This is a genomic window from Psychrobacter sp. Ps6 (assembly GCF_022129235.1).
Classification (GTDB): Bacteria; Pseudomonadota; Gammaproteobacteria; order Pseudomonadales; family Moraxellaceae; genus Psychrobacter.
In genome coordinates, this window is sequence record NZ_JADQAI010000007.1 from 120,014 (window position 1) to 140,902 (window position 20,889).

Sequence of the window (20,889 nt, forward strand, 5' to 3'; positions counted from 1 at the left end):
CCACATATGCTCAGGTGATTATTGTTGTACGCTTGCTTGTAGTACATTGATAATCACCGCTTTGTTTTTCTCTCGTTTAATACCCTCCCATACTGTTTGCGCCTCAGCGTAGCCTTTAGTGAGCATCCCTAACCATTGCTTATAGCGTCCAACCAACACCACATCGTTCTTTGCTGCACCCTCTAAAAACTTAATTTGATGCGCGATCAAATCTTGCCATAACAAGGTTGCCGTATTCTCTCCGCTGTCAGTACTGTTTTTAGTGTCATTATCAACTTGTGCAACCAAATCAGGGCGTGTGACTGCACCGCGACCTAACATGAGATGTGACGTGCCTGCTTGCATCATACAGTCATTTGCTTGCGCTGCGCTCCATATCTCGCCATTGGCAATCACAGGAATATCGAGCGTATTAAAACTTTGGATTTTGTCCCAATAAGCAGGTGGCTTATAGCCCTGGGTTTTGGTGCGTGCATGGATAGTGAGCCAATCAGCGCCGCTTGCGGCAATCGCGCCGCGAATATCATTCATTCGGCTAGTATCGGTATAGCCCAAGCGAATCTTGGCTGATACGGGAATATGCGCGGGTACAGCCTGACGTACCGCACTGATAATCTGATACATGGTTTCAGGCTCATCAAGCAGCACCGAGCCGCCGCGATGGCTATTCACCGTCTTAGCAGGGCATCCAAAATTGATATCAATCGCAGGCGCGCCAAGCTCGCAAGCATAAGCGGCGTTTTCTGCCATGAGCTGCGCGTCACTACCCAAAAGCTGCACATGAATGGGTGTGCCAGAAGCGGTCTTGGCATCGTGATGTAACTCTGGCACGTATTTATAAAAGACGTGCGCTGGCAAGACATGCTGAGTGATACGAATAAACTCACTCACTGACCAATCATAAGGACGGCCCAAGTCAGACGCAATTTGAGTTAAGATTTGGCGCATCAGTGGATCGGTCAAACCTTCCATGGGTGCGAGCAAACGCACGGGAGCTGCAAATAACTGGTCAACGGTATTTTGGCGTTCTTGAAGTTGTTGGCTCTGATTCATGCTGGTTATTCACTGCTAAAAGGTCGTTATAAATAGAGGTAGACTAAGGACTTAAATTGGCAAACGTGAAACGTGACTAAGTGTTGCCAAAAATCACCTTTTTGCCCGTCTGTAATCCAGAGATCAAGTCTTTGATATTATGAATATCTAGATTACTCTGCGCCCGCGTACAAGCGACATAAAGCAGGCGTAATTCTTCTGAACTTATCTTAACCGCATTGGTCGTCACATCGTAGTAAAAATCATCATCTAGTTGTACTTTGCCCCACTCAAGCCCTTTGGCTTTATGCGCGGTAGAGATAACGTAATCCGCATTTTCGATACTGGTCAGGCTATTGACCGCTTGGCTGAGCACATTAGTTCCATGGTCATCGACCAGTTTGACCAGTGTTTTAAGATCACTGCCTTCATTGGTTTCAGCGTACTCTTGTACATCACCCCAATTATAGAAGTAAGCCAGCTCAGGCACCCCGTAAGCCGATCTGCCATTTTTTAAGTTCTCCGCTGCTTGGCAGAATTTGAGCATGCGATCGGTATCGGCTTGTAGCGCCACACGGTGCCCGTGCTTTAACCCTGTGAGTAATTGCGACATCGCCGCAGCATTGGTACGGCATAAAATGGCGTCCTTTTTACTATGTACCATGCCTTTATCGGTAGAGGACTGCTTATTCGGGTTGCCCTTTAGCGGCACTTCTTCTTGTAGTGCTTTTAGTAGGGTATTTGCCACTTCTGCAATCGGCTCACCAAAGCGAAAGGATTGCGTCAGTAATGTCTGCGGCAATGGCAGCTTTTTCATCGCATTCACCGCGCCGCGCCATTCATAAATCTGCTGATGTGCATCGCCCACATAGATGACTTGTCTCGACTGCTGCGTCAAGATACCCATCATCAATGGATCGGCATCTTGCGCTTCATCAAATAAAATAAAGTCCGCAGGAATGCTCGGCTTGGACAATGCCCATAGTTTGAGATAAATATCATGGCCAATACCCGCAGGGTGACGTGCATCAATCGACTGTAGCCAGCGCTGTTCAACGGCAGGGTAGAGCATTTCGCGTAATTGCTCTGCATCCGAGTCATCGAGCCAACTTGGGAACAGTATGTGCCTTGGCGCAGGATAGCTGGCATGCGTACTACAGAAGTTACTTACCGCATCACTGACGAACCGAGACAATCGTGCGGGTGTCAGCGTGATGTATTTATTAACCCCATCCATTTGCCGGCGGACTTGTACAGGCTGCAAGCCCAAATCATCACCGAGACGCTTAGGTGAAAAGCGCGGCAAAGACAGCTTGGCGGTAATATCACGCGCGACATGACGATAAGCTAGCGAGTGAAAAGTACGACACTCGACGTGGGGTGGAAACTTTGAACGAGCATCATTGGCAATCGCTTTGTTAAAGGCCAGATACAGTCCGCGACCTCGCAAGCGCTCACCGATTAGCTTGAGTGTCGTGGTTTTACCAGCGCCTGCATACGCCACCACTTTAAATGATTTGTGGTCCATTGCCATATTCAGCGCGGCGAGCTGCTCATCAGTGGGATCGCTCATATAAGCTGGCATCGATGCGGACATAATAAAGCTACCTAAATACAAAAGTGATTAAAAACACAAGGGGCAAAAAAAGCCACTGGATAAACAATGGCTTATAGATGGTGGTACTTAATCGTGACAATAAGCACTAAGCTTACGCGTGGGGCAAGAAGAAAACAAGATAAGTCAGACGGGTAAATGCTTTATTCTTTGACTGTTGATATCAGATCAGTGCTAGGTTCTTCTTTGATCAAAATTTTAGCCAAAAACAACCCAAGCTCAAACAGTAACCACATCGGGATTGCCAGCATCAGCATGGATACCCCATCAGGCGGCGTGACTACGGCAGCCACAGCAAAACAGCCCACAATGATATAACGACGTTTTTCTTCTAGACTCTGAATGGAGACAATACCGGCCAATATCAATAGCAAGGTCACAACGGGAATCTCGAACGTTAAGCCGAATACCATAAATAATTTTAAGGCAAAGCTTAGATAGCTATCGATATCCGTCATCGGTAATACGTTTTGCGGGGCAAACAAAATAAAAAACTTTAAGACCCCTTTGAGCACGATAAAATAAGAAAAAGCCACACCCGCATAAAACAAAAATATAGAAGACAGCAGTACTGGGATAGCGATTCTCTTCTCTTTTTTATATAAACCTGGCGCAACAAACGACCAAATTTGATAAAGAATATAGGGCATTGCCAAAAAGGCGGCGACGAAGACCGTTAAACGTATCGGTGCCATAAAGTTCGAGGTGATATCTGTGGCAATCATGGTCGAGTTAGCAGGTAACTGTGCGACCAACGGATCTGATAAAAAGTTATAAAGCTCACGTGAGTAACCGACCAAACCCAAAAAGATGATCAAGACAGCCACGCATATTTTGATCAAATGGCGGCGTAGCTCAATCAAATGCTCAGTGATAGGCATGTCACCCAATGCGCTTAAAACATCATCTGATGATTCGTTTTGAGTGCTATCAGTTGTTGCCTTATCGTCTTGATCAATGCCATCTAAAGCAGGAATATCTGAATCAGTGAGTTTTTCTTGGCGGCTTTTTTTTCGTTTGAGTAGTTGCATCAGTCAGTCCCCTGCTTATTATCAGAAGTCTGCGTAATTACCGAGCTATTTAGTAAGGTATCGGCTTTATAGTTTGGTAGGTAAGGTGGCATTGGGAGGCGACGGGCTTTATCGTAAGCACCCAAACGGAACCACATATTTTCCCACGGCCTAGTAGTGAAGGTTTGGGCAGCTTGCGCCATGTTGTCGTTATCGACCACATTACTATCAGCATCGCTGTGGTCACTCTTCGACAGTTGGTTATCTTCTGCAGTGTCTTCGTGCGCCTCAGTGGCATGACTGTCAGTTGTATAACTATAGTCAAACGCTTTTGGCGCGGCTGGTTGATTGTGATTTGTTCCGTTCTCTTTGCTATTTTTGCTATCTCTACTACTTGCGACGTTATCAGACATTGAAGATGGACTATGTGAGCTTTCAAAAGCTTTCATATTACCGCGCATCTCCGCCATTTCGCGCCTCATATCGGCTTCGGTTTGACGAATTTTGGCAAGTTCTTTTTGCATTTGCTGGCGTGTCTCAGCCAAGTCTAGCTCTGCCTCTATCTCAGACTGTAATGTGGAGACGGTGCGGCGAATTTTGGCATACCATTGCCCAGCCGTACGTGCTGCCTGTGGCAGTTTTTCTGGGCCCAAGACGATTAGGGCGATTACGCCAAAGAGAAGTAGTTCAGAAAACCCGATATCAAACATAATGATCCGATGTCACTGTCTAGAGGCTATACATTATGCTTATCATCAACCTTAGTGGTTGTTGGGCGCTCGTCGGTATGGGCCGTGCCATCATGGTCAAGCACCACGCGTTTTTTGGCATGCTCTGTGTTTTCATCTTTGACCGCTTCTTTAAAGCCTTTAACCGCACCGCCCAAATCTTTGCCAGCGTTTTTTAGTTTTGCAGTGCCAAACACGACAACGACGACGACCAGCAGTATTAGCCAATGCGTAATAGAAAAACTACCCATAATGGTATCCTTGTGACTTGATTTTCAGTCTTTATATGTCTGCTTTGTGTTGATAAAGCCTGCTTTACATTGATAAAAGGTTTATGTATCAAAAAAAGCATCACATATAATGCGAGATAAAACAGGGCTATATTATAACCCGCAGTTATTACAAATAGGTGAAATCAACAATAATCAAACAGGGTCGATGCTTTTTTTTGTATCTCGATAACTATCTAGCCGCTTTTTCGTCGATACCTGATAAGCCAAAACGTCTTCCTAGCTCATTTAGTACAGCGTCTGACTCTATGTCAAACCATGCCAAGCCAACGAGCGTATGGAACCACACATCTGCCACTTCATAGATCAGCTCATGACGCGCCGCCTCAAAAGCAGCTTTATCTCTACCTTCATCGCAGTGAGCAAAATCTTTGGCAGCAATGATACTCTCTGTACTCTCTTCACCGACTTTTTCTAATATTTTATTCAAACCTTTAGCATATAGACTGGCGACATAAGAGCTGTCGGCATCGGCTTGTTTGCGCTCTGCCAATACCTGATCGAGCTGTTGTAGCACAGAGCCTTTGTCAATTGGCGCTTGAGTAGTATCGACTTGAGCTTGAGTGTTATTAGAGTCGGTGGTCGCGTTAGCATTTTCGTTTTCAGAACTGGTGCTAGTAGATTTATCAGAATGATAAATATCCGCAGGGTCTTTTAATACTTTATCGACAGTTTGCCATTCAGGTGTTTGGCCTGATAGATCTAAACGCTGATAAAAACAAGACTCGCGGCCTGTATGACAAGCAATACCGCCCGCTTGAGTCACGCTTAATACAATTACGTCTGCATCACAGTCTAGGCGAATATCGTGGACGGTTTGCGTATGACCTGATGATTCGCCCTTGTGCCACAATTTGCCACGCGAGCGCGAAAAATAAACCGCAGTTTGTGTTTGTGCGGTGAGCTGTAATGCGTCTGCATTCATCCAAGCCATCATCAGAATACGGCCTGACTTGTGATCTTGAGCAATTGCAGGAATCAAACCATCAGCATTAAAAGTTACGGCAGTCAGCCAAGCAGGTAGAGTCATAATGTATGTGTCGTCTTATAGTTAGAGAGTAAAAATTAGTTAGAGAGTAAAAATATCAATAAGTAATTATACTACTTATGGTTGGAGCGAGGAGATTGTCTACAATGCTCTGAAATATGATGTCATATGAAAGCTGCGTGAGCATTAGAATAAAAGGGGTACGATTGACTCGCCATTTTACAGCCTAAATAAATGAGGATATAGAGCCTCTTTGGTCGTGTTATCGAGCTTAATCACTTTATTGAGATTAAAATCATAATTTCTAAAATGCTGCCGTGCTTTTACGACCGTTTCGCCCGTGTGCATACGGGTAACTTTTATCACTATACTACCGCCATTATCATATATTGGCTCAACACCGACTTCAAACAAAAGCTCTTCACGCGCTTGTATACGACTCAAAATAACCAACTGCAATGCATCAATAATCAAGCCCTGATTATCTGAATTGATTTCTTTAATACCTTTAGCGTGTAGAAACCTTAGTCGCGCTTCGGACAGAAGGGCAGTCAGAGATTCGATGGTCACATGCTGCCCTAAGTCGATTTCGGTATGACGCACGCGCATCACTGTCTCAAAAACAAACAAGCAATCCTCAAATACCAACTCTTGCTTTGACACACTATCTCCTAAAGTGATGGCAAAAAATTATGCTACTTATCATGCGATAGGCTGGCAGAATCATAATAATGAAGAACAGACAATAAAGCTGTATACACTTAATAAATGAGTGTGCTTCCATGACACATCATATTATGATGTAACTTAAGTATCTACTTAAGCACAGCTTCAGCTGACATTCAATCTATTTGGATGAAAATTGACCGTTTTCATGAGGTTTTTAAGAACCGCGCTGTAGTTCTACTTATTCTGGCTAACTGTATTTATTGCCAAGTAAAGGTTGGCCAAAACTTTACTTGGCAAAACAAGGCACTATCTGCTAAAATAGCGCCTCCCACCTCGAGGCAAATAGAGGTTTAATTGTTATTTATATAACGATTATTCGGTATGACTATTTGACGACCAGGTTCTAAAACAGAAAAAGAGGCAAATCATCATGAAAGTTAAGATGAAAACCAGAAGCGGTGCCGCTAAACGCTTCAAAAAAACAGCAAACGGCTTTAAACGTAAGCAAGCATTCAAAAGCCATATTTTGACCAAGAAATCACCTAAGCGTATTCGCCAGTTGCGTGGTCTTAAGTTGGTACATAAATCTGACGAAGCAGCCATTCGTCGTATGTGCCCATACATCTAATAGCCTACTGTCATCTATCTTTGATTGAAAACTATCTGATGAAATGATATTTGACTTTGCAGTCTGACAATGATGTTTGTTATTTGACAGCATCATCACTCGCTTAACAGTGATTACAAAATCTTGGAGTAAATTATGGCCCGTGTAAAACGTGGTGTACAGGCAAATCGCCGTCACAAAAAAATCTTAAAACGCGCAAAAGGCTACTACGGTGCCCGTTCACGTGTTTACCGCGTAGCGGTACAGGCAGTGACCAAAGCTGGTCAATATGCTTATCGTGACCGTCGCAACAAAAAACGTACTTTCCGTCGTCTTTGGATCGCACGTATCAATGCTGGTGCACGCTTAAACGGTTTGAGCTATAGCCGCTTTATCAATGGTATGAAAAAAGCAAACATCGCAATCGATCGTCGCGTTCTAGCAGACATCGCTATGCATGATGCAGCGACTTTCACAGCATTGGTCGAAAAAGCAAAAGCGGAACTAGCATAAATATTAACTACTCTTTAGATATTAAGTAGATATAAAATTTATCTAAGTAAGCATCTAAACGAATAGAACTAATATTGATTAATAGTACGATATTAATAAAAGCTACCGCTGGTCGGTGGCTTTTTTTATATGAAATTATTCTATGCCTGTTCGACGTCGAGGCTTTGTCGATACGAAATACGTTTGTCATCGACTAAATACTCAAGCCATTCTCATAAACAGTATTTATATCAATTTTTTATATAAACATAACTGGATAAATGGTTTGCAATATTTGGTCAAACCCCTACAATTAATAGTCCGTTCAAATCAGGAATAATGCGTCTTATGACTAACCCTGCTGCTACCAACGACTTGTCGGCGCTACCGACCTTGTCTTCAGAGCTAAACGAGCTCAATGAAGCTCAGCTTACTGACTTTGCGAGTGCTGCTGAAGCTTTAATTCTACAAGTAACTGATGCGCGTACCTTACAAGATTTGCGTGTGCAATTGACTGGCAAAAAGAGCCCATTGACGGGCTGGTCAAAGCAGATGGGCAAACTCGATGCTGATGATAAAAAAACCTACGGCGGCTGGTTGCACGAGGTACGTAGTCGCATTCAGCAAGCGTTGACCGATCAACAGCAGCAGTTAGAAGTCGCCGCGCTCAATGCCAAGCTAGAGAGTGAAAGCATTGATATCACGTTGCCTGCTCGCGGTGGTCAAAAAGGTCATCTACATCCAGTAACGATGATTACTCAGCGTATGCAGCAGTATTTTATTCAAGCGGGTTTCAATGTCGCAACTGGCCCTGAAGTTGAGAGCGATTACTATAATTTTGAAGCGTTGAATATACCGTCGCACCATCCTGCGCGCGCGATGCATGATACATTCTATTTCGATGCGCACTATCTATTGCGTACGCATACCAGTCCTGTCCAGATTCGTACCATGGAAAAGAACGAGCCGCCGATTCGCATCATTTGCCCAGGCCGTGTGTATCGTAACGACTCAGACCAAACCCACTCGCCGATGTTCCATCAGCTAGAAGGTCTTATGGTCACCGAGTCGAGCACTTTTGCTGAGCTAAAAGGTCTGATTAGTGAGTTTCTAGAAGCATTTTTTGCCAAAGAGCTGACCGTACGTTTCCGCCCTTCGTTTTTCCCATTCACTGAGCCTTCTGCAGAAGTGGATATCTTAGATGACAATGGCAAATGGCTTGAAGTGATGGGCTGCGGCATGGTGCATCCACAAGTATTGACCAATTGCGGTATTGATAGCGACAAATACACAGGCTTTGCGTTTGGTATGGGTATCGAGCGTTTTGCGATGCTATATTACGGTATTGATGACTTGCGTTTGTTTTTCCAAAATGACGTACGCTTCTTAAAGCAATTTGGCTAGAGTTTTCCTTATACCTATATAGTCAGTTCAAGATAATTTAGATCCAAGGAAGGCACGTGAAAGTGCTACAAACCGTAGACTGAGCGAGCCTGACGCTGTACCTAGTTTATATAGGATTGCTTATAGCAAGTGAATTCGCCAAGCTTTACTCCAACATCTTTATTATAAAATTCTGATCCGAGATATTTATGAAAATTAGCGAACAGTGGCTACGTCAGTGGGTAAACCATACAAATACTAGCGAACAGTTAGCCGAACAGCTGACAATGGCAGGTCTTGAGATTGATGATCGCTATGCAGTTGCCCGTGCTTTTAGCGGTGTGGTTGTCGGTGAAGTCATCAGCGTTGAGCAGCATCCTGATGCAGATAAATTACGTGTTACTCAGGTAAATATCGGTGACGCTGAGCCATTACAAATTGTCTGCGGTGCTCCTAACGTGACCGTTGGCATGAAAGCGCCTGTCGCTACCGTTGGTGCGGTATTGCCAAGCGATGATAAGAAAGGGTTTAAAATCAAAAAGAGTAAGCTACGCGGTGTGGCCTCAAATGGCATGCTATGTGGCGCTTCTGAAATTGATTTAGTTGATGATATAGATGGCTTGCTTGAGCTGCCTGAAGATGCACCAGTTGGTGCAGATATTCGTGAATATCTAGGTTTAGATAATCAAGTATTGGATATCTCAATCACCCCAAACCGTGGTGATTGCTTTAGCGTACGTGGTATCGCTCGTGAAATATCTGTCATCAACGACTTACCTGTACAAATGCCAGAAATCTCGGCCAATACTGCTGGCACTGCTGCAACGCCAGCCGTGACAGTCGATGCAAAGGAAGCGTGTCCTCGCTATTTGTTGCAGTCGATTCGCAATATTGACCGTAGCATCGATACTCCGAAATGGATGCAAGATGCGCTAGTACAGTCGGGCCTACGTTCACACAACTTCTTGGTCGATGTGACCAACTATGTATTGATGGAGTTGGGTCAACCGTTACATGCGTTTGACGCAGACATGATCGAAGGTGATATCGTTGTACGTTTGGCACAGCCTGATGAAACCATTACTTTGCTAAATGAGCAAACCGTTACCTTGACCGGTGATGAGCTTGTAATTGCTGATGATAAAGGTGCCTTGGCACTGGCTGGTATTATGGGTGGTCAGCGTAGTAGTGTCACTGATAGCACTACCAATATCGTTGTAGAAAGTGCTTTCTTTAATCAGCTAGCTATTGCTGCACGCGCACGTCGTTTTGGGCTACATACGGACGCATCACAGCGTTTTGAGCGTGGCGTCGATTTTGAATTGCCAGCATTAGCGTTGGCACGAGCTTGTGATTTAATCACCAGTATCACTGGCGGGGAAGCAGGTCAAATAGTCACGGCTGAAAACCTTGAGCATTTGCCAGCACGCGCACCGATTACATTGCCCATCGCGAAAGTTCGTGATGTCATTGGGATTGATATTGAGCCATCTGAGATGGTACGTATCTTGACCCAATTAGGTTTTGAGGTAGAGCAGCAAAATGACGCACTGGTCTGCACGCCGCCGTCTTATCGCTTTGATATGAGTATCCGCGAGGATCTCATCGAAGAGATTGCCCGTATCTATGGCTATGACAATATTCCAAGTGTATTGCCGCATTTGCAGGTCAGCATGGATTATGATGATACTGCAGATTTGACGCATCAGATGAAGCTGGCATTGGTTGACAATGGCTACATGGAAGCCATCAGCTTTAGTTTTAGTGATGCAAAACTAGAAGCGTTGCTTGATGATGAAGCGCTAGGGGAGGTGTTGGCACTGGCAAACCCTATCTCTAGTGATTTGGCGGTCATGCGTCGTACCTTGCTATCGAGCCTACTGCCTTGCGTGCAATATAACTTGAATCGTCAGCAGCCACGCGTACGTTTCTTTGAAACGGGTCTTAGCTTTGTGGGGCAAAGTATCAGTGATTTGGTCCAAACCCCAAGCATTGCCTTGGTCGCAGTGGGTGATATATGGAGCGAGCAGGCTTATCAAAATCGTGCGCTAGACTTTTATGATCTAAAACATGACATTGAACAGTTATTACCAGCGCAGATCGATAATGCACGCATTCGCTACGAGCGTAGTACGCTGAGCTTCCTCCATCCAGGACAAAGCGCTGAGTTATATATCGATGATATATATGTTGGTTGGTTGGGTCAGCTACATCCAAATACTGCTAAGCAGTTAGATCTGCCGACGACATGGGTTGCCCAATTGTCACTGGCACCGCTATTAACGCTTACTCGTGAGCAGCATGCGATTACGACGCCTAGCAAGTTCCCACAAGTACGCCGTGATATTGCTATTTTAGTAGACAGTGATATCAGTTTGCAGACGTTAGAATCGACGATACGAGCTGCGGCAGGTGATCTGTTGACTGATCTGTGGCTATTTGATGTGTATCAAGGCGATAAAGTACCAGCAGGTCAGCGCTCATTGGCGTTTGCACTCGTATGGCAAGATGCTACACAAACCCTATCGGATGAAGCTGTAAAGGCTGCCACTGATAAGGTTGTACAGGCATTAACGGATCAACACGCAGTCCAGTTACGTGACAGCTAATATTTAGTCTTTAAAATGCCCAATGCTCTATAGCCTTTTCAGTTATGAGGCTATGGAGCATTGCTATTCGTAAAAACTATTATTTATAACCCTTTTACTTGTAGAATAAGTTAAGTCATTATTAATAAAGGATTTTAATGCATAGTTTATTAAAAACTGCTCAAAAAACCTTTATAATAATTAGACTTAACCCTCATACCGCTAAACCATGATATTCGACATCACGACATAGCATAGGAGTCGTACTGTGAGCACCTTAACCAAATCTGACATGATTGAGCACTTAATGAGTCATCTAAATCTGACACGCCAAGAAGGTCGCTGTCTGGTGGAGAACTTTTTTGATGAGCTGTCAGAGAGTTTGATTGATGGCAAAGAGGTCAAGCTTTCAGGCTTTGGCAACTTTGAGCTTAAAGACAAGAACAGCCGTCCAGGCCGTAACCCTAAAACAGGGGAGCCTGTCGCAGTATCCGCGCGCCGCGTGGTTACGTTCAAAACGGGACAAAAATTTCGTCAGAAAGTTGATGAGCGTTTATTCGATACTTAGTGCGTTATTGAGTATGAAAGCCTGCTTGTTTTCGCTATAACCTTGTAAAATTATTGATATGTGTTTGCACATGACGGTGATGATGATTCTTCATATATTGCGCTGCATGTATCTTGTATAGCAAATAAATACCAAGTATGGTTATGAGTAACTAGCTGTCATAAATTGCAGGCATAAAAAAAGAGAGCATATGCTCTCTTTTTTTTATTACTGTTTATTTATTGTATGAACAATAAATTACTGAGCTGGCTCTTCAACAACAACTGTGTCAGCAGCTTCAACAGCAGCAGGATCAGCAGTAGCAGTATCAGTTTCGCTAGCTACGTCAACGCTAGTAGTAGTACCGTCTACAGGAACTTCAGCATCCATTTCGTCAGTAGCAGTTGCAGCTTGTGCATCAGCGATGTCAGCTTCAGCGTCAGCAACAGCAGCGTCAGCATCAGCAGTCATTTCGCCTTCAGCAGCAGCATCATCTAGCTCTGCAGAAGCGTCTTGCACTTCTTCTTGCGCGTCAGATAAATCTTCAGCAGCGTTTTCTTTGTTGCTGTCACAGGCAGTTAGGCCCATAGTTGCAGTCATGATACCAGCTAGAGCAAGTAATTTAAGTTTCATAAGGTTTTCTCCGGAAAAATGAAATGAGCAGTAGCAGCAACAAAGGTCGAATTCCGAGATTTCTCAGAATTCAACTAGTCTTAGTCACAGCTACTCAGCTTCCACGCATTCTATATGTTTTATATGAAAATGGGAATAGGGTCGTACAATTAAGTAACAATAATATTTAAAATAATATTTTACTTCAGCTGTTCGATAGTATTTTTAATACAACAAACCAAATTAATCGACGTATAATCAATGACATCAGCCTATTGCAGAGAACTTTTGGCGTCCATTTATTAGCATGATTTTTTAGTGTCTATCACGCTTTATCGAGCAAAATAAAAGTAAATACGCCGATTATTGAGATGGTGGGAATCAATAATGATCGCCCTTACCATAAAGTGTTTTTAGATTGCTTTTACAGTAATCAAGTGAAACGCAGCTGGCTAAAATATTGATTTGAAGGATCTGGTTAGGAGCGGTACAAAATAAATAATGACTGATACGAACGGCTAGATATCGTATATTTGAGGAACAAACTATGAAATGGCAAGGTAGACGAGGCAGCTCTAACGTACGCTCCAGTACGGGCGGCGGAAAAATGATAGGCGGTGGTATTGGCGGTATCATTATCGCAGGTATTTTATGGCTGGTATTTGGGGTAAATCCTATGACTGCGCTGCAAACAGGTCAGGTAATCGCTGGTGGTGGTAGTAATGGAACCTCTAGCGAACCTGCGACAAGCGATGATCGAGATACCCAGTTTGTCAAAGTTGTGCTGGCGGATACTGAAGAGGTCTGGCATCAGATATTTAACGAAGCGGGTAGTACTTATAAAGAGCCTTCATTGATTCTGTTCAATGGTCAAGTGAATTCAGCTTGTGGTGGTGCTAGCGCGGCAACAGGTCCGTTTTACTGCCCAGGGGATCAAACGGTTTATTTAGATACGTCCTTCTTTGTGGAGATGCGTCAAAACCTTGGTATTTCAGGTGATCAGCAAGGATCAGGTGGCCAAGAAAACCAAGGCAAAGCGGGTGATTTCGCGCAGGCCTATGTCATCGCACATGAAGTTGGACATCATGTTCAGACGTTATTGGGGATTAGTCAGCAGGTCAATGAAGCCCGTCAGCAAGTGACCCAAGCACAATCCAATAAGTTATCAGTGTTACAAGAACTACAGGCAGATTGCTTTGCGGGCGTTTGGGCGCAGCGTAATCAAGAGCGTGTACAGTTTTTAGAAGCGGGCGATATTGATGAAGCTATTAATGCTGCAGGTCAGATCGGCGATGATCGATTGGCAAAGGCAAGTGGTAGAGCGGTCGCACCTGATAACTTCACTCATGGTACCAGTCAGCAGCGTGTCGAATGGTTCACTCGTGGATTAGAGAGTGGTAACGTACAATCTTGCGATACGTTTAGCGGTGCGCTTTAAAAATGACATTACTTTTTATGACTCCGCGCACAGGTTATCAGTACAACAATAACCACGCAAAAAATTGACATAAAAAAGCCTGCAATCAATTGCAGGCTTTTTTATCCTCTAGTTGATATCGCTCAATTTAATAATGAAGCGATATCAGGTAGCAGGATTTAGTTATTATCAAGAATGTAACCACCAGCGCCGCCGATAGCTGCACCAGCTAATGCGCCACGAGCGATGTCTTTGCTATCGCCTTTACTTCTGATAAGAGCACCAGCAGCAGCGCCAGCAGTAGCACCTTTAGCAGTATTGCTCATACCGCCACCATATGAATTACAACCAGTCATGATTAGTGCTGAGCTCGTAATTGCTGTCATTGCAATCGTTTTAGCAAATTTCATATTATCACCTATTTATCCATCAAATTTAGAATGTAAGACCTTTAAAAAACAATGTCCATGGTAGTTTCAAATGTATTCCTACTATCTGCCATAATAGTCGGTTGCTGACTATATAGTCGTAGTAAAAGCGCTAAACTTTGCAAACAACATGTAATTGATGTTTCCAGACTGTATCATCAAACAGGTGCTTGCTTATATGAGGTACTTAGGTCAAAAATAGGTAGGCGAGTATTTTGGCAATCGGAGATAAAAAAGACCACCTATTGGCAGTCTTAATATAAATTATTTTAGAATAAAGCTCGCAAATTAATTCTGTGATTTGCGCTTCATCTGCTCAAAGAACTCATCATTAGTTTTTGCTTCTTTGAGACGATCCAACAAGAACTCGGTGGCTTGAACACCATCCATCGGTTGCAGCAACTTACGCAAGATCCAGACTTTACGCAGCTTGTCTTCGTCCAATAGACGCTCTTCGCGGCGTGTACCAGATTTTTTGATATTAATCGCAGGGAAGACGCGTTTTTCGGCCAAGTCACGCTCAAGCGTAATCTCTTGGTTACCCGTTCCTTTGAATTCTTCAAAAATAACGCTATCCATCTTACTACCAGTATCGATCAATGCACTGGCAATAATGGTCAAACTACCACCTTCTTCAACGTTACGCGCAGCACCAAAGAAACGTTTTGGACGCTCTAGGGCATTGGCATCCAAACCACCAGTTAGCACTTTGCCTGATGATGGGATAACCGTGTTATAAGCACGGGCGAGGCGAGTGATTGAATCAAGCAAAATAACCACGTCTTGTTTATGTTCAACCAAACGCTTGGCCTTTTCGATGACCATTTCAGCCACTTGTACGTGACGCTGTGGCGGTTCATCAAAGGTAGAGGCAACCACTTCGCCGCGTACCGTACGTACCATCTCGGTGACTTCTTCTGGACGCTCGTCAATCAATAGTACGATCAAATAACACTCGGGGTTATTACGGGTAATTGACTGAGCGATGGTCTGTAGCAGCATCGTTTTACCCGCTTTTGGCGGTGCGACGATGATAGAGCGCTGACCTTTACCAATCGGAGCGATTAGATCGATGATACGACCAGTCAGATCTTCAGTGGTCCCGTTGCCCAGCTCAAGTTTTAAGTGCTCAGTTGGGAATAGGGGCGTTAGGTTTTCAAAGATAAGCTTATGACGTGAGCGATCTGGGGTATCAAAGTTAATCTCACCAACCTTTAATAGCGCAAAATAACGCTCAGAATCTTTTGGTGGGCGAATCGTACCAGCGATACTGTCACCAGTTTTTAGGCTAAAGCGGCGAATTTGGCTTGGGCTGACATAGATATCGTCAGGACCGGCTAGATATGAGCCTTCTGATGAGCGCAAAAATCCAAAACCATCAGGAAGAACCTCAAGCACACCATCACCATAGATAGCTTCACCGTTCCGCGCATGGGTTTTTAGGATAGCAAAGATAATGTCTTGTTTACGGCTACGCGCCATATTATCAAGACCCATTTCCTTGGCGATAGCCAATAGCTCAGCGATTGATTTTTTCTTTAATTCAGTAAGATTCATAGATAGGTCATTAGCAATTGATCAGATGAGAGATGCCATTAGCAGCACAAGTCACGACAGTGATTAAAATAACGGTAATATGATGATATAGGTGTGTGCACAGCGCTGTATTTTATGTAGTTTTGGTTTTGCATGTCTGCTTATGTACGCACTGCAATCATGGGATGCAAGGTCATAAGAAATAAGGATAAAAAAGGCTACATAAGAGTCTGCGTCAAAAACCCAATATCAGTAATTGCGTTTAGTCATTTTGTTCAGCAATGGTGTTTATAATGACGATTGTGTTTTTGTTGATAAACACGAGGAGAATAGCGACAAGATACTAGGAAAACAGTTGGTTTTCTCTTGTCAGCAGACTATACGGTCTTCACAATAGCATTGTCAATAAATTTTGCCAAAAAAGTCATATAATCAAGTTTTTTGCACAAAAAACAAGCAGAAAAGCCACTATCATAGTCAGATAATGGCTTTCTTGATGAGTCTATCTCGTCCGTTTAAAGTCATCTGAAACGAGTAGATTCAGCTTATAAATGCTTGTCTAATACTTTAGCCAGTTCAGCTTTTGGCTGTAGGCCCATGACTGAGTCCACTTTTTCGCCATCTTTAAAGACAAATAGCGTTGGGATGTTACGGATACCAAAACGGCTCGCTGCTTGTGGGTTGCTATCCACGTCAACTTTAACGATCTTAACTTTACCTTGGTACTCAGTCGCTAAATCTTCTAAAATAGGCGCAATCGCTTTACAAGGACCACACCAAGTTGCCCAAAAATCTACCAATACAGGCACATCTGATTCTAAAACGTCTTGGTCAAAGTTTGTGTCGGTAGTATTAACAATAAGGTCTGACATAATTTTATCTCTCTTGTTTTATTTATTCTATCACCACGAGCAAGCAATCATATTGGTCTAATAATAAGCTGGTCAGTGGTCAAAGAATCGTTTAGAAATGGTGAAAATGTGCCATCATATTAACATGTTTGCTCAGTCTTGACAGATTCAAGCTGGTTAAATTGACTAACAATTACGATTAGCACAATAAATCGAAACAGAATGACACAGGTTCGGTTTTCTCTGTTACTTACTACTAGCGATCTGCTAAAAAATGCTCTGACGTATTATTTCAATAGCTCTTCGGTGGTCGTTTGCGGTGTTGAACTTGCCTATTTTGAGTTCAATAAAAAATCTGCCATTGTACCAAATATACCAGCAGTCAAAAATCCACGTATTTCATTCAATTTATATAAGTAGTTACTGTTATGCCTTTTGCTGATGAAGAAGTCGACGCCCTTAACGCGCAAGAAAATGCCTATCCGCTTGAGTTTTTCAAGGATTTTGCGCAAGAGATTACGGTCTACGAAGACGATGATATTTGGGTGGTTGATAAACCGGCAGGCCTATTAAGTGTCGATGGCAAGACTCTCAAAGTGAGTCTGCTTGCTCGGCTTGAGCGTGCCAATCCAGCGGTAAAACTGATTCATCGACTGGATATGGATACCTCAGGTCTGATTATTTTTGCAAAAAATGCCGCTGCCCAAACCAATATTAGTAAGCAATTTATTGAACGTCTACCACAAAAAAAGTACCAAGCACGAGTTTTTGGCGCGTGGGAGCAAGTCGGCGCAACGGGTGAGATATCGGTGCCAGTACGCTATGAGCCGACTACCAAGCCGCGTCATATCGTCGATCACGGCTGGTCAAAGCATGCATTAACACTGTATGAAGTTGTAGCCCATGAACAATGCAATGGTCAAACCGTCACTCGAGTGATGCTAAAACCAGTGACAGGTCGCAGCCATCAATTACGCGTGCATATGGTGCATGCAGGTCACGTGATGATTGGCGACCCGATTTATGCTGAAGGCGTGGCACTAGAGATTGCGCCAAGACTGAACTTACACGCCCAGCAACTGCGCTTAAAGCATCCAGTACTAGGTGCTTGGATGGACTGGGAAAGTCCATGCCCATTTTGATGCATTAGCTGCCTGAAATTAAAGTCGAAGCGCGCGATTAATAGAGGCACTAAGGCTATCGCTGATCATGCAAACACAAGGATGAGAATATGCTTGATATTACCACTACAAAACAGGCGATCAAAAGTCGCCTGACACGTAAAAAGCCGCAAATGGACAAGCTGGCCGATTATGAGGTGCTGATCATTGGTGCAGGTATTGCTGGTATTGGTATGGCCTGCCGTTTACAGCAACTAAACGGTAAAAATTTATTTGGTCATAAAGGTGCAAAAAAGCAAAGGCAGAACAAATCAGTTAATAACAAAAGAGGCTCGCAGCGCTTTGCCATATTGGAAAAGCGTGCTGATTTGGGTGGGACTTGGGATTTATTTACCTATCCTGGTATTCGCTCTGATTCTGATGCCTTAACCTTTGGCTATAACTTTAGACCGTGGCTAGATTATAGAATGCTGGCAGCAGGTGGTGATATTAAGCGTTATATCGCTGATACGGCGCGTGAGTTTGGTATTACGGAACACATTCGCTATGAGCATGAAGTCCAGCAAATATCATGGTCGAGCATGGATCAGTTATGGACAGCAACCATAAAAAATCATGCCAGCGGAGAGGTATTCGTTAAGACGGCAAAGTTTATCGTCGGTGCTACGGGTTACTATGACTATGAGCAAGGCTATCGACCTCATTTTGATGGAGAAGACGACTTCCGTGGTCGTATCGTCCATCCGCAGCATTGGGATGATTTAGACTATAACGACAAAAAAGTGGTCATCATTGGGAGTGGTGCCACCGCAATGACGCTATTACCGGCGTTAGTGGATGAAGATAGTGAGCAGTGTGCGCGCCATGTCACGATGCTACAGCGGACGCCCACTTATGTGGCAAGCGTACCGGGTGATGATCATGCTATCGACTGGCTATCGGGCAAGTTCTCTCCTTTATCAAAGGAGCAGGCCTATACGGTACTACGTGCGCGCAATGTGTTACGGCAGCAGGGGCTGTATAAATTAGCTACTCACGCGCCGAAGCTGATGAAAGTCGTCCTAAAAGGCGGCGTGACAAAAGAGTTAAAAGGTAGCGGAGTTGATATCGAGCACTTTATGCCCGATTATAATCCTTGGGATCAACGCGTATGCGCTGTACCAGACAGTGATTTGTTTAAATCTTTGCACGGTAAACGTGCAGCAGTGGTGACCGATCAGATCAAGCGCTTCACCAAGACAGGTATCATGCTGCAATCAGGCGCGCATCTTGACGCTGATATCATCGTCACAGCAACGGGATTGAAGCTGCAAATGCTAGGCGGGGCAGCGGTATATATCGACGGGCAGGCTATTGATATCGGCACGCGCATGACTTATAAAGCAGTCATGATCGAAGGCGTGCCTAACATGGCTGCACTATTTGGCTACACTAACGCTTCATGGACGCTAAAGATTGATTTAGCCTGTCAGTATTTGGTTCGGCTACTGAGTTATATGCACAAAAACCGCTACCAAGTCGCGCTGCCACAGGCACAGACGGTGAATGCTACCGCCCATGCCCAAGCAGATACAGTGATGGGCTCGCTATCGTCTGGATATGTCAAGCGTGCCAAAGACAGACTGCCGAAACAAGGCGACCGCTACCCATGGTACGTGACCAACAACTATCTAAGCGACCGTGTCATGCTTAAATACCGCAAAATAAAAGACGACTGGTTGCGGTTTAGTCGTTAGTAGCTCGCTCATCATTGACAGTCGCTATTGATGCTGATTATCGATAAAGTCAGCAACTTGTTTGCTTAATATCTGCCATAAGGTTTCTTGGGCGCTTTTGCTGCCCCACGCATTGTGCGGGCTAAATATGACGCGCGGATGATCGCTGAGACTGAGTAATAGGTCATCGTTCGCGATGGGCTCTTGTTCGAACACGTCACTGGCATAGCCTAGAATTTGCTCGTTGTTAATCGCATCGGTCAATGCTTGGCTATCAACAACGCCGCCACGAGCGACATTGACGATGAGCGGTTGTTTGCTCATTTTTGCTAACGTGTTTTTATTAATAAGATGCTCGGTGTTCTCGTTCAGCGGACAGTGCAGGCTTATCACATCTGCACGAGCTAATACCTCATCAAACGCCGTGTACTCATCGCTGCGAGGCGTGCGCCCTTGATGCTCCGCCCATAGAACTGTCATACCAAATGCGCGTGCGATTTCGGTTACACGCTTGCCAATGGTGCCAATACCAATGATACCTAGCGTCTTATCTTCCAAATCTATCAGGGGAATATCCAGCAGACAAAAATTTCCGTTTGCTAGCCATGTGCCATCAGCGACTTTTTGGTGATAATGAATACCGGCACGCATGGCGGTTAGCATTAACATAAAAGTATGCTCAGGCACACTTTTTACCGCATAACCTGCGACATTATAAAGTGCTACGCCATGCTTATCGCAAGCAACTTGATCAACGTTATTCATGCCAGTGGCAGTCAGTTGAATCAATTTTAGCTTAGGTAGACCAGCGATTACTTCTGCGCCAATTTGCACTTTATTGGTGATGATAATATCGGCATCTTTACAGCGCTCAATGATGAGGTCTGTGTCTTTTGGTGTGTCGTTATAAGTGATGTAATCGCTTACGCCTTCTGGTGCGGGTAAGTCAATACCATCAGAAAAAGTGCCTTTATCCAAAAAAACGGCTTGCATTATGATTCCTTATTTATTGTTGTCCTATAGATGGTAATAGTTGTCAAATGAATGGTTATCGACTTAATGTAGCACGTTGGCGTTTTTAGTCAAAAACGAATCCATTAAATATTGGCTAAGTTGGTATAAGCGCCTCTTGGTTAAGTCGGCATAAGTGCCTAAGAAACAAAGTAATTTATATCATGAGTGGATTTACTTAGCATGATTGGGCCCATAGACCTTATAAAGTCATGGGTATCATAAGCCACCTCTTGAAAATTGAACTTA

20 protein-coding genes are annotated in these 20,889 nt (G+C 44.0%); 8 read left to right on the forward strand and 12 right to left on the reverse strand.

Annotated features, from left to right (window positions below; all coding sequences use genetic code 11):
• Positions 1–18 precede the first annotated feature (18 nt).
• From I3255_RS09685 to I3255_RS09715, 7 genes are all read right to left on the reverse strand, one after another.
• On the reverse strand, positions 19–1,053 hold the full coding sequence (locus I3255_RS09685) for a tRNA-dihydrouridine synthase (RefSeq protein WP_238038646.1): 1,035 nt from the start codon (positions 1,051–1,053) through the stop codon (positions 19–21).
• Positions 1,054–1,129: 76 nt separating this feature from the next.
• On the reverse strand, positions 1,130–2,629 hold the full coding sequence (locus tag I3255_RS09690; RefSeq protein ID WP_238038647.1) for a UvrD-helicase domain-containing protein: 1,500 nt from the start codon (positions 2,627–2,629) through the stop codon (positions 1,130–1,132).
• A gap of 161 nt (positions 2,630–2,790) precedes the next feature.
• Positions 2,791–3,678, reverse strand: coding sequence for a twin-arginine translocase subunit TatC (gene tatC / locus I3255_RS09695; RefSeq protein WP_238038648.1), 888 nt, complete (start codon positions 3,676–3,678; stop codon positions 2,791–2,793).
• Positions 3,678–4,367: a Sec-independent protein translocase protein TatB gene (tatB, locus tag I3255_RS09700; protein ID WP_238038649.1), complete on the reverse strand. Its 690-nt coding sequence runs from the start codon at positions 4,365–4,367 to the stop codon at positions 3,678–3,680. Before tatB ends, tatC begins: the two co-directional genes overlap by 1 nt.
• Before the next feature lie 26 nt (positions 4,368–4,393).
• A complete protein-coding gene (gene tatA, locus I3255_RS09705; protein ID WP_201600244.1) occupies positions 4,394–4,636 on the reverse strand; it encodes a Sec-independent protein translocase subunit TatA in 243 nt (80 codons plus the stop codon).
• A 211-nt stretch (positions 4,637–4,847) separates the two neighbouring features.
• Positions 4,848–5,705, reverse strand: a complete 858-nt coding sequence (gene hisI, locus I3255_RS09710; protein WP_238038650.1) for a phosphoribosyl-AMP cyclohydrolase — start codon at positions 5,703–5,705, stop codon at positions 4,848–4,850.
• A 177-nt stretch (positions 5,706–5,882) separates the two neighbouring features.
• Positions 5,883–6,326: a thioesterase family protein gene (locus I3255_RS09715; RefSeq protein ID WP_238038651.1), complete on the reverse strand. Its 444-nt coding sequence runs from the start codon at positions 6,324–6,326 to the stop codon at positions 5,883–5,885.
• Positions 6,327–6,762: 436 nt separating this feature from the next.
• On the opposite strand from I3255_RS09715, the gene rpmI reads away from it, so the two are divergent.
• From rpmI to I3255_RS09740, 5 genes are all read left to right on the forward strand, one after another.
• Positions 6,763–6,960, forward strand: coding sequence for a 50S ribosomal protein L35 (rpmI, locus tag I3255_RS09720; protein ID WP_058023536.1), 198 nt, complete (start codon positions 6,763–6,765; stop codon positions 6,958–6,960).
• A 135-nt stretch (positions 6,961–7,095) separates the two neighbouring features.
• The gene (gene rplT, locus I3255_RS09725) at positions 7,096–7,452 is read left to right on the forward strand and encodes a 50S ribosomal protein L20 (RefSeq protein WP_011281252.1); all 357 of its coding nucleotides are present in this window, start codon (positions 7,096–7,098) and stop codon (positions 7,450–7,452) included.
• Between the two features lie 327 nt (positions 7,453–7,779).
• Entirely contained in the window at positions 7,780–8,835 is a 1,056-nt protein-coding gene (gene pheS, locus I3255_RS09730) for a phenylalanine--tRNA ligase subunit alpha (RefSeq protein ID WP_201600250.1), read from the forward strand.
• Between the two features lie 188 nt (positions 8,836–9,023).
• Entirely contained in the window at positions 9,024–11,423 is a 2,400-nt protein-coding gene (gene pheT, locus I3255_RS09735; protein ID WP_238038652.1) for a phenylalanine--tRNA ligase subunit beta, read from the forward strand.
• A gap of 247 nt (positions 11,424–11,670) precedes the next feature.
• On the forward strand, positions 11,671–11,970 hold the full coding sequence (locus I3255_RS09740; protein WP_201600256.1) for an integration host factor subunit alpha: 300 nt from the start codon (positions 11,671–11,673) through the stop codon (positions 11,968–11,970).
• A 237-nt stretch (positions 11,971–12,207) separates the two neighbouring features.
• On the opposite strand, the gene I3255_RS09745 is transcribed toward I3255_RS09740, so the two are convergent.
• Positions 12,208–12,582 carry a hypothetical protein gene (locus I3255_RS09745; RefSeq protein WP_238038653.1) on the reverse strand — a complete coding sequence of 125 codons (375 nt, stop codon included), beginning with the start codon at positions 12,580–12,582 and terminating at the stop codon, positions 12,208–12,210.
• A 526-nt stretch (positions 12,583–13,108) separates the two neighbouring features.
• Here I3255_RS09745 and I3255_RS09750 point away from each other — a divergent pair.
• On the forward strand, positions 13,109–13,999 hold the full coding sequence (locus I3255_RS09750) for a neutral zinc metallopeptidase (protein WP_238038654.1): 891 nt from the start codon (positions 13,109–13,111) through the stop codon (positions 13,997–13,999).
• Between the two features lie 158 nt (positions 14,000–14,157).
• On the opposite strand, the gene I3255_RS09755 is transcribed toward I3255_RS09750, so the two are convergent.
• The 3 genes from I3255_RS09755 to trxA form a co-directional block, all read right to left on the reverse strand.
• Positions 14,158–14,388 (reverse strand): glycine zipper 2TM domain-containing protein, encoded by a 231-nt coding sequence (locus I3255_RS09755; protein ID WP_201600262.1) that lies wholly within the window; start codon positions 14,386–14,388, stop codon positions 14,158–14,160.
• Between the two features lie 306 nt (positions 14,389–14,694).
• Positions 14,695–15,963, reverse strand: coding sequence for a transcription termination factor Rho (gene rho, locus I3255_RS09760; protein ID WP_055125334.1), 1,269 nt, complete (start codon positions 15,961–15,963; stop codon positions 14,695–14,697).
• A gap of 524 nt (positions 15,964–16,487) precedes the next feature.
• Complete coding sequence (gene trxA, locus I3255_RS09765) at positions 16,488–16,814, reverse strand: thioredoxin (protein WP_201600264.1); 327 nt, start codon at positions 16,812–16,814, stop codon at positions 16,488–16,490.
• Between the two features lie 407 nt (positions 16,815–17,221).
• Between trxA and I3255_RS09770 the strand changes: the two genes are divergently transcribed.
• Entirely contained in the window at positions 17,222–17,935 is a 714-nt protein-coding gene (locus I3255_RS09770) for an RluA family pseudouridine synthase (RefSeq protein ID WP_238038655.1), read from the forward strand.
• 89 nt (positions 17,936–18,024) lie between these two features.
• The gene (locus I3255_RS09775; RefSeq protein WP_238038656.1) at positions 18,025–19,650 is read left to right on the forward strand and encodes an NAD(P)/FAD-dependent oxidoreductase; all 1,626 of its coding nucleotides are present in this window, start codon (positions 18,025–18,027) and stop codon (positions 19,648–19,650) included.
• 24 nt (positions 19,651–19,674) lie between these two features.
• Here I3255_RS09775 and I3255_RS09780 read toward each other — a convergent pair whose 3' ends face one another.
• Positions 19,675–20,622: an NAD(P)-dependent oxidoreductase gene (locus I3255_RS09780; RefSeq protein WP_238038657.1), complete on the reverse strand. Its 948-nt coding sequence runs from the start codon at positions 20,620–20,622 to the stop codon at positions 19,675–19,677.
• Between the last annotated feature and the right edge of the window lie 267 nt (positions 20,623–20,889).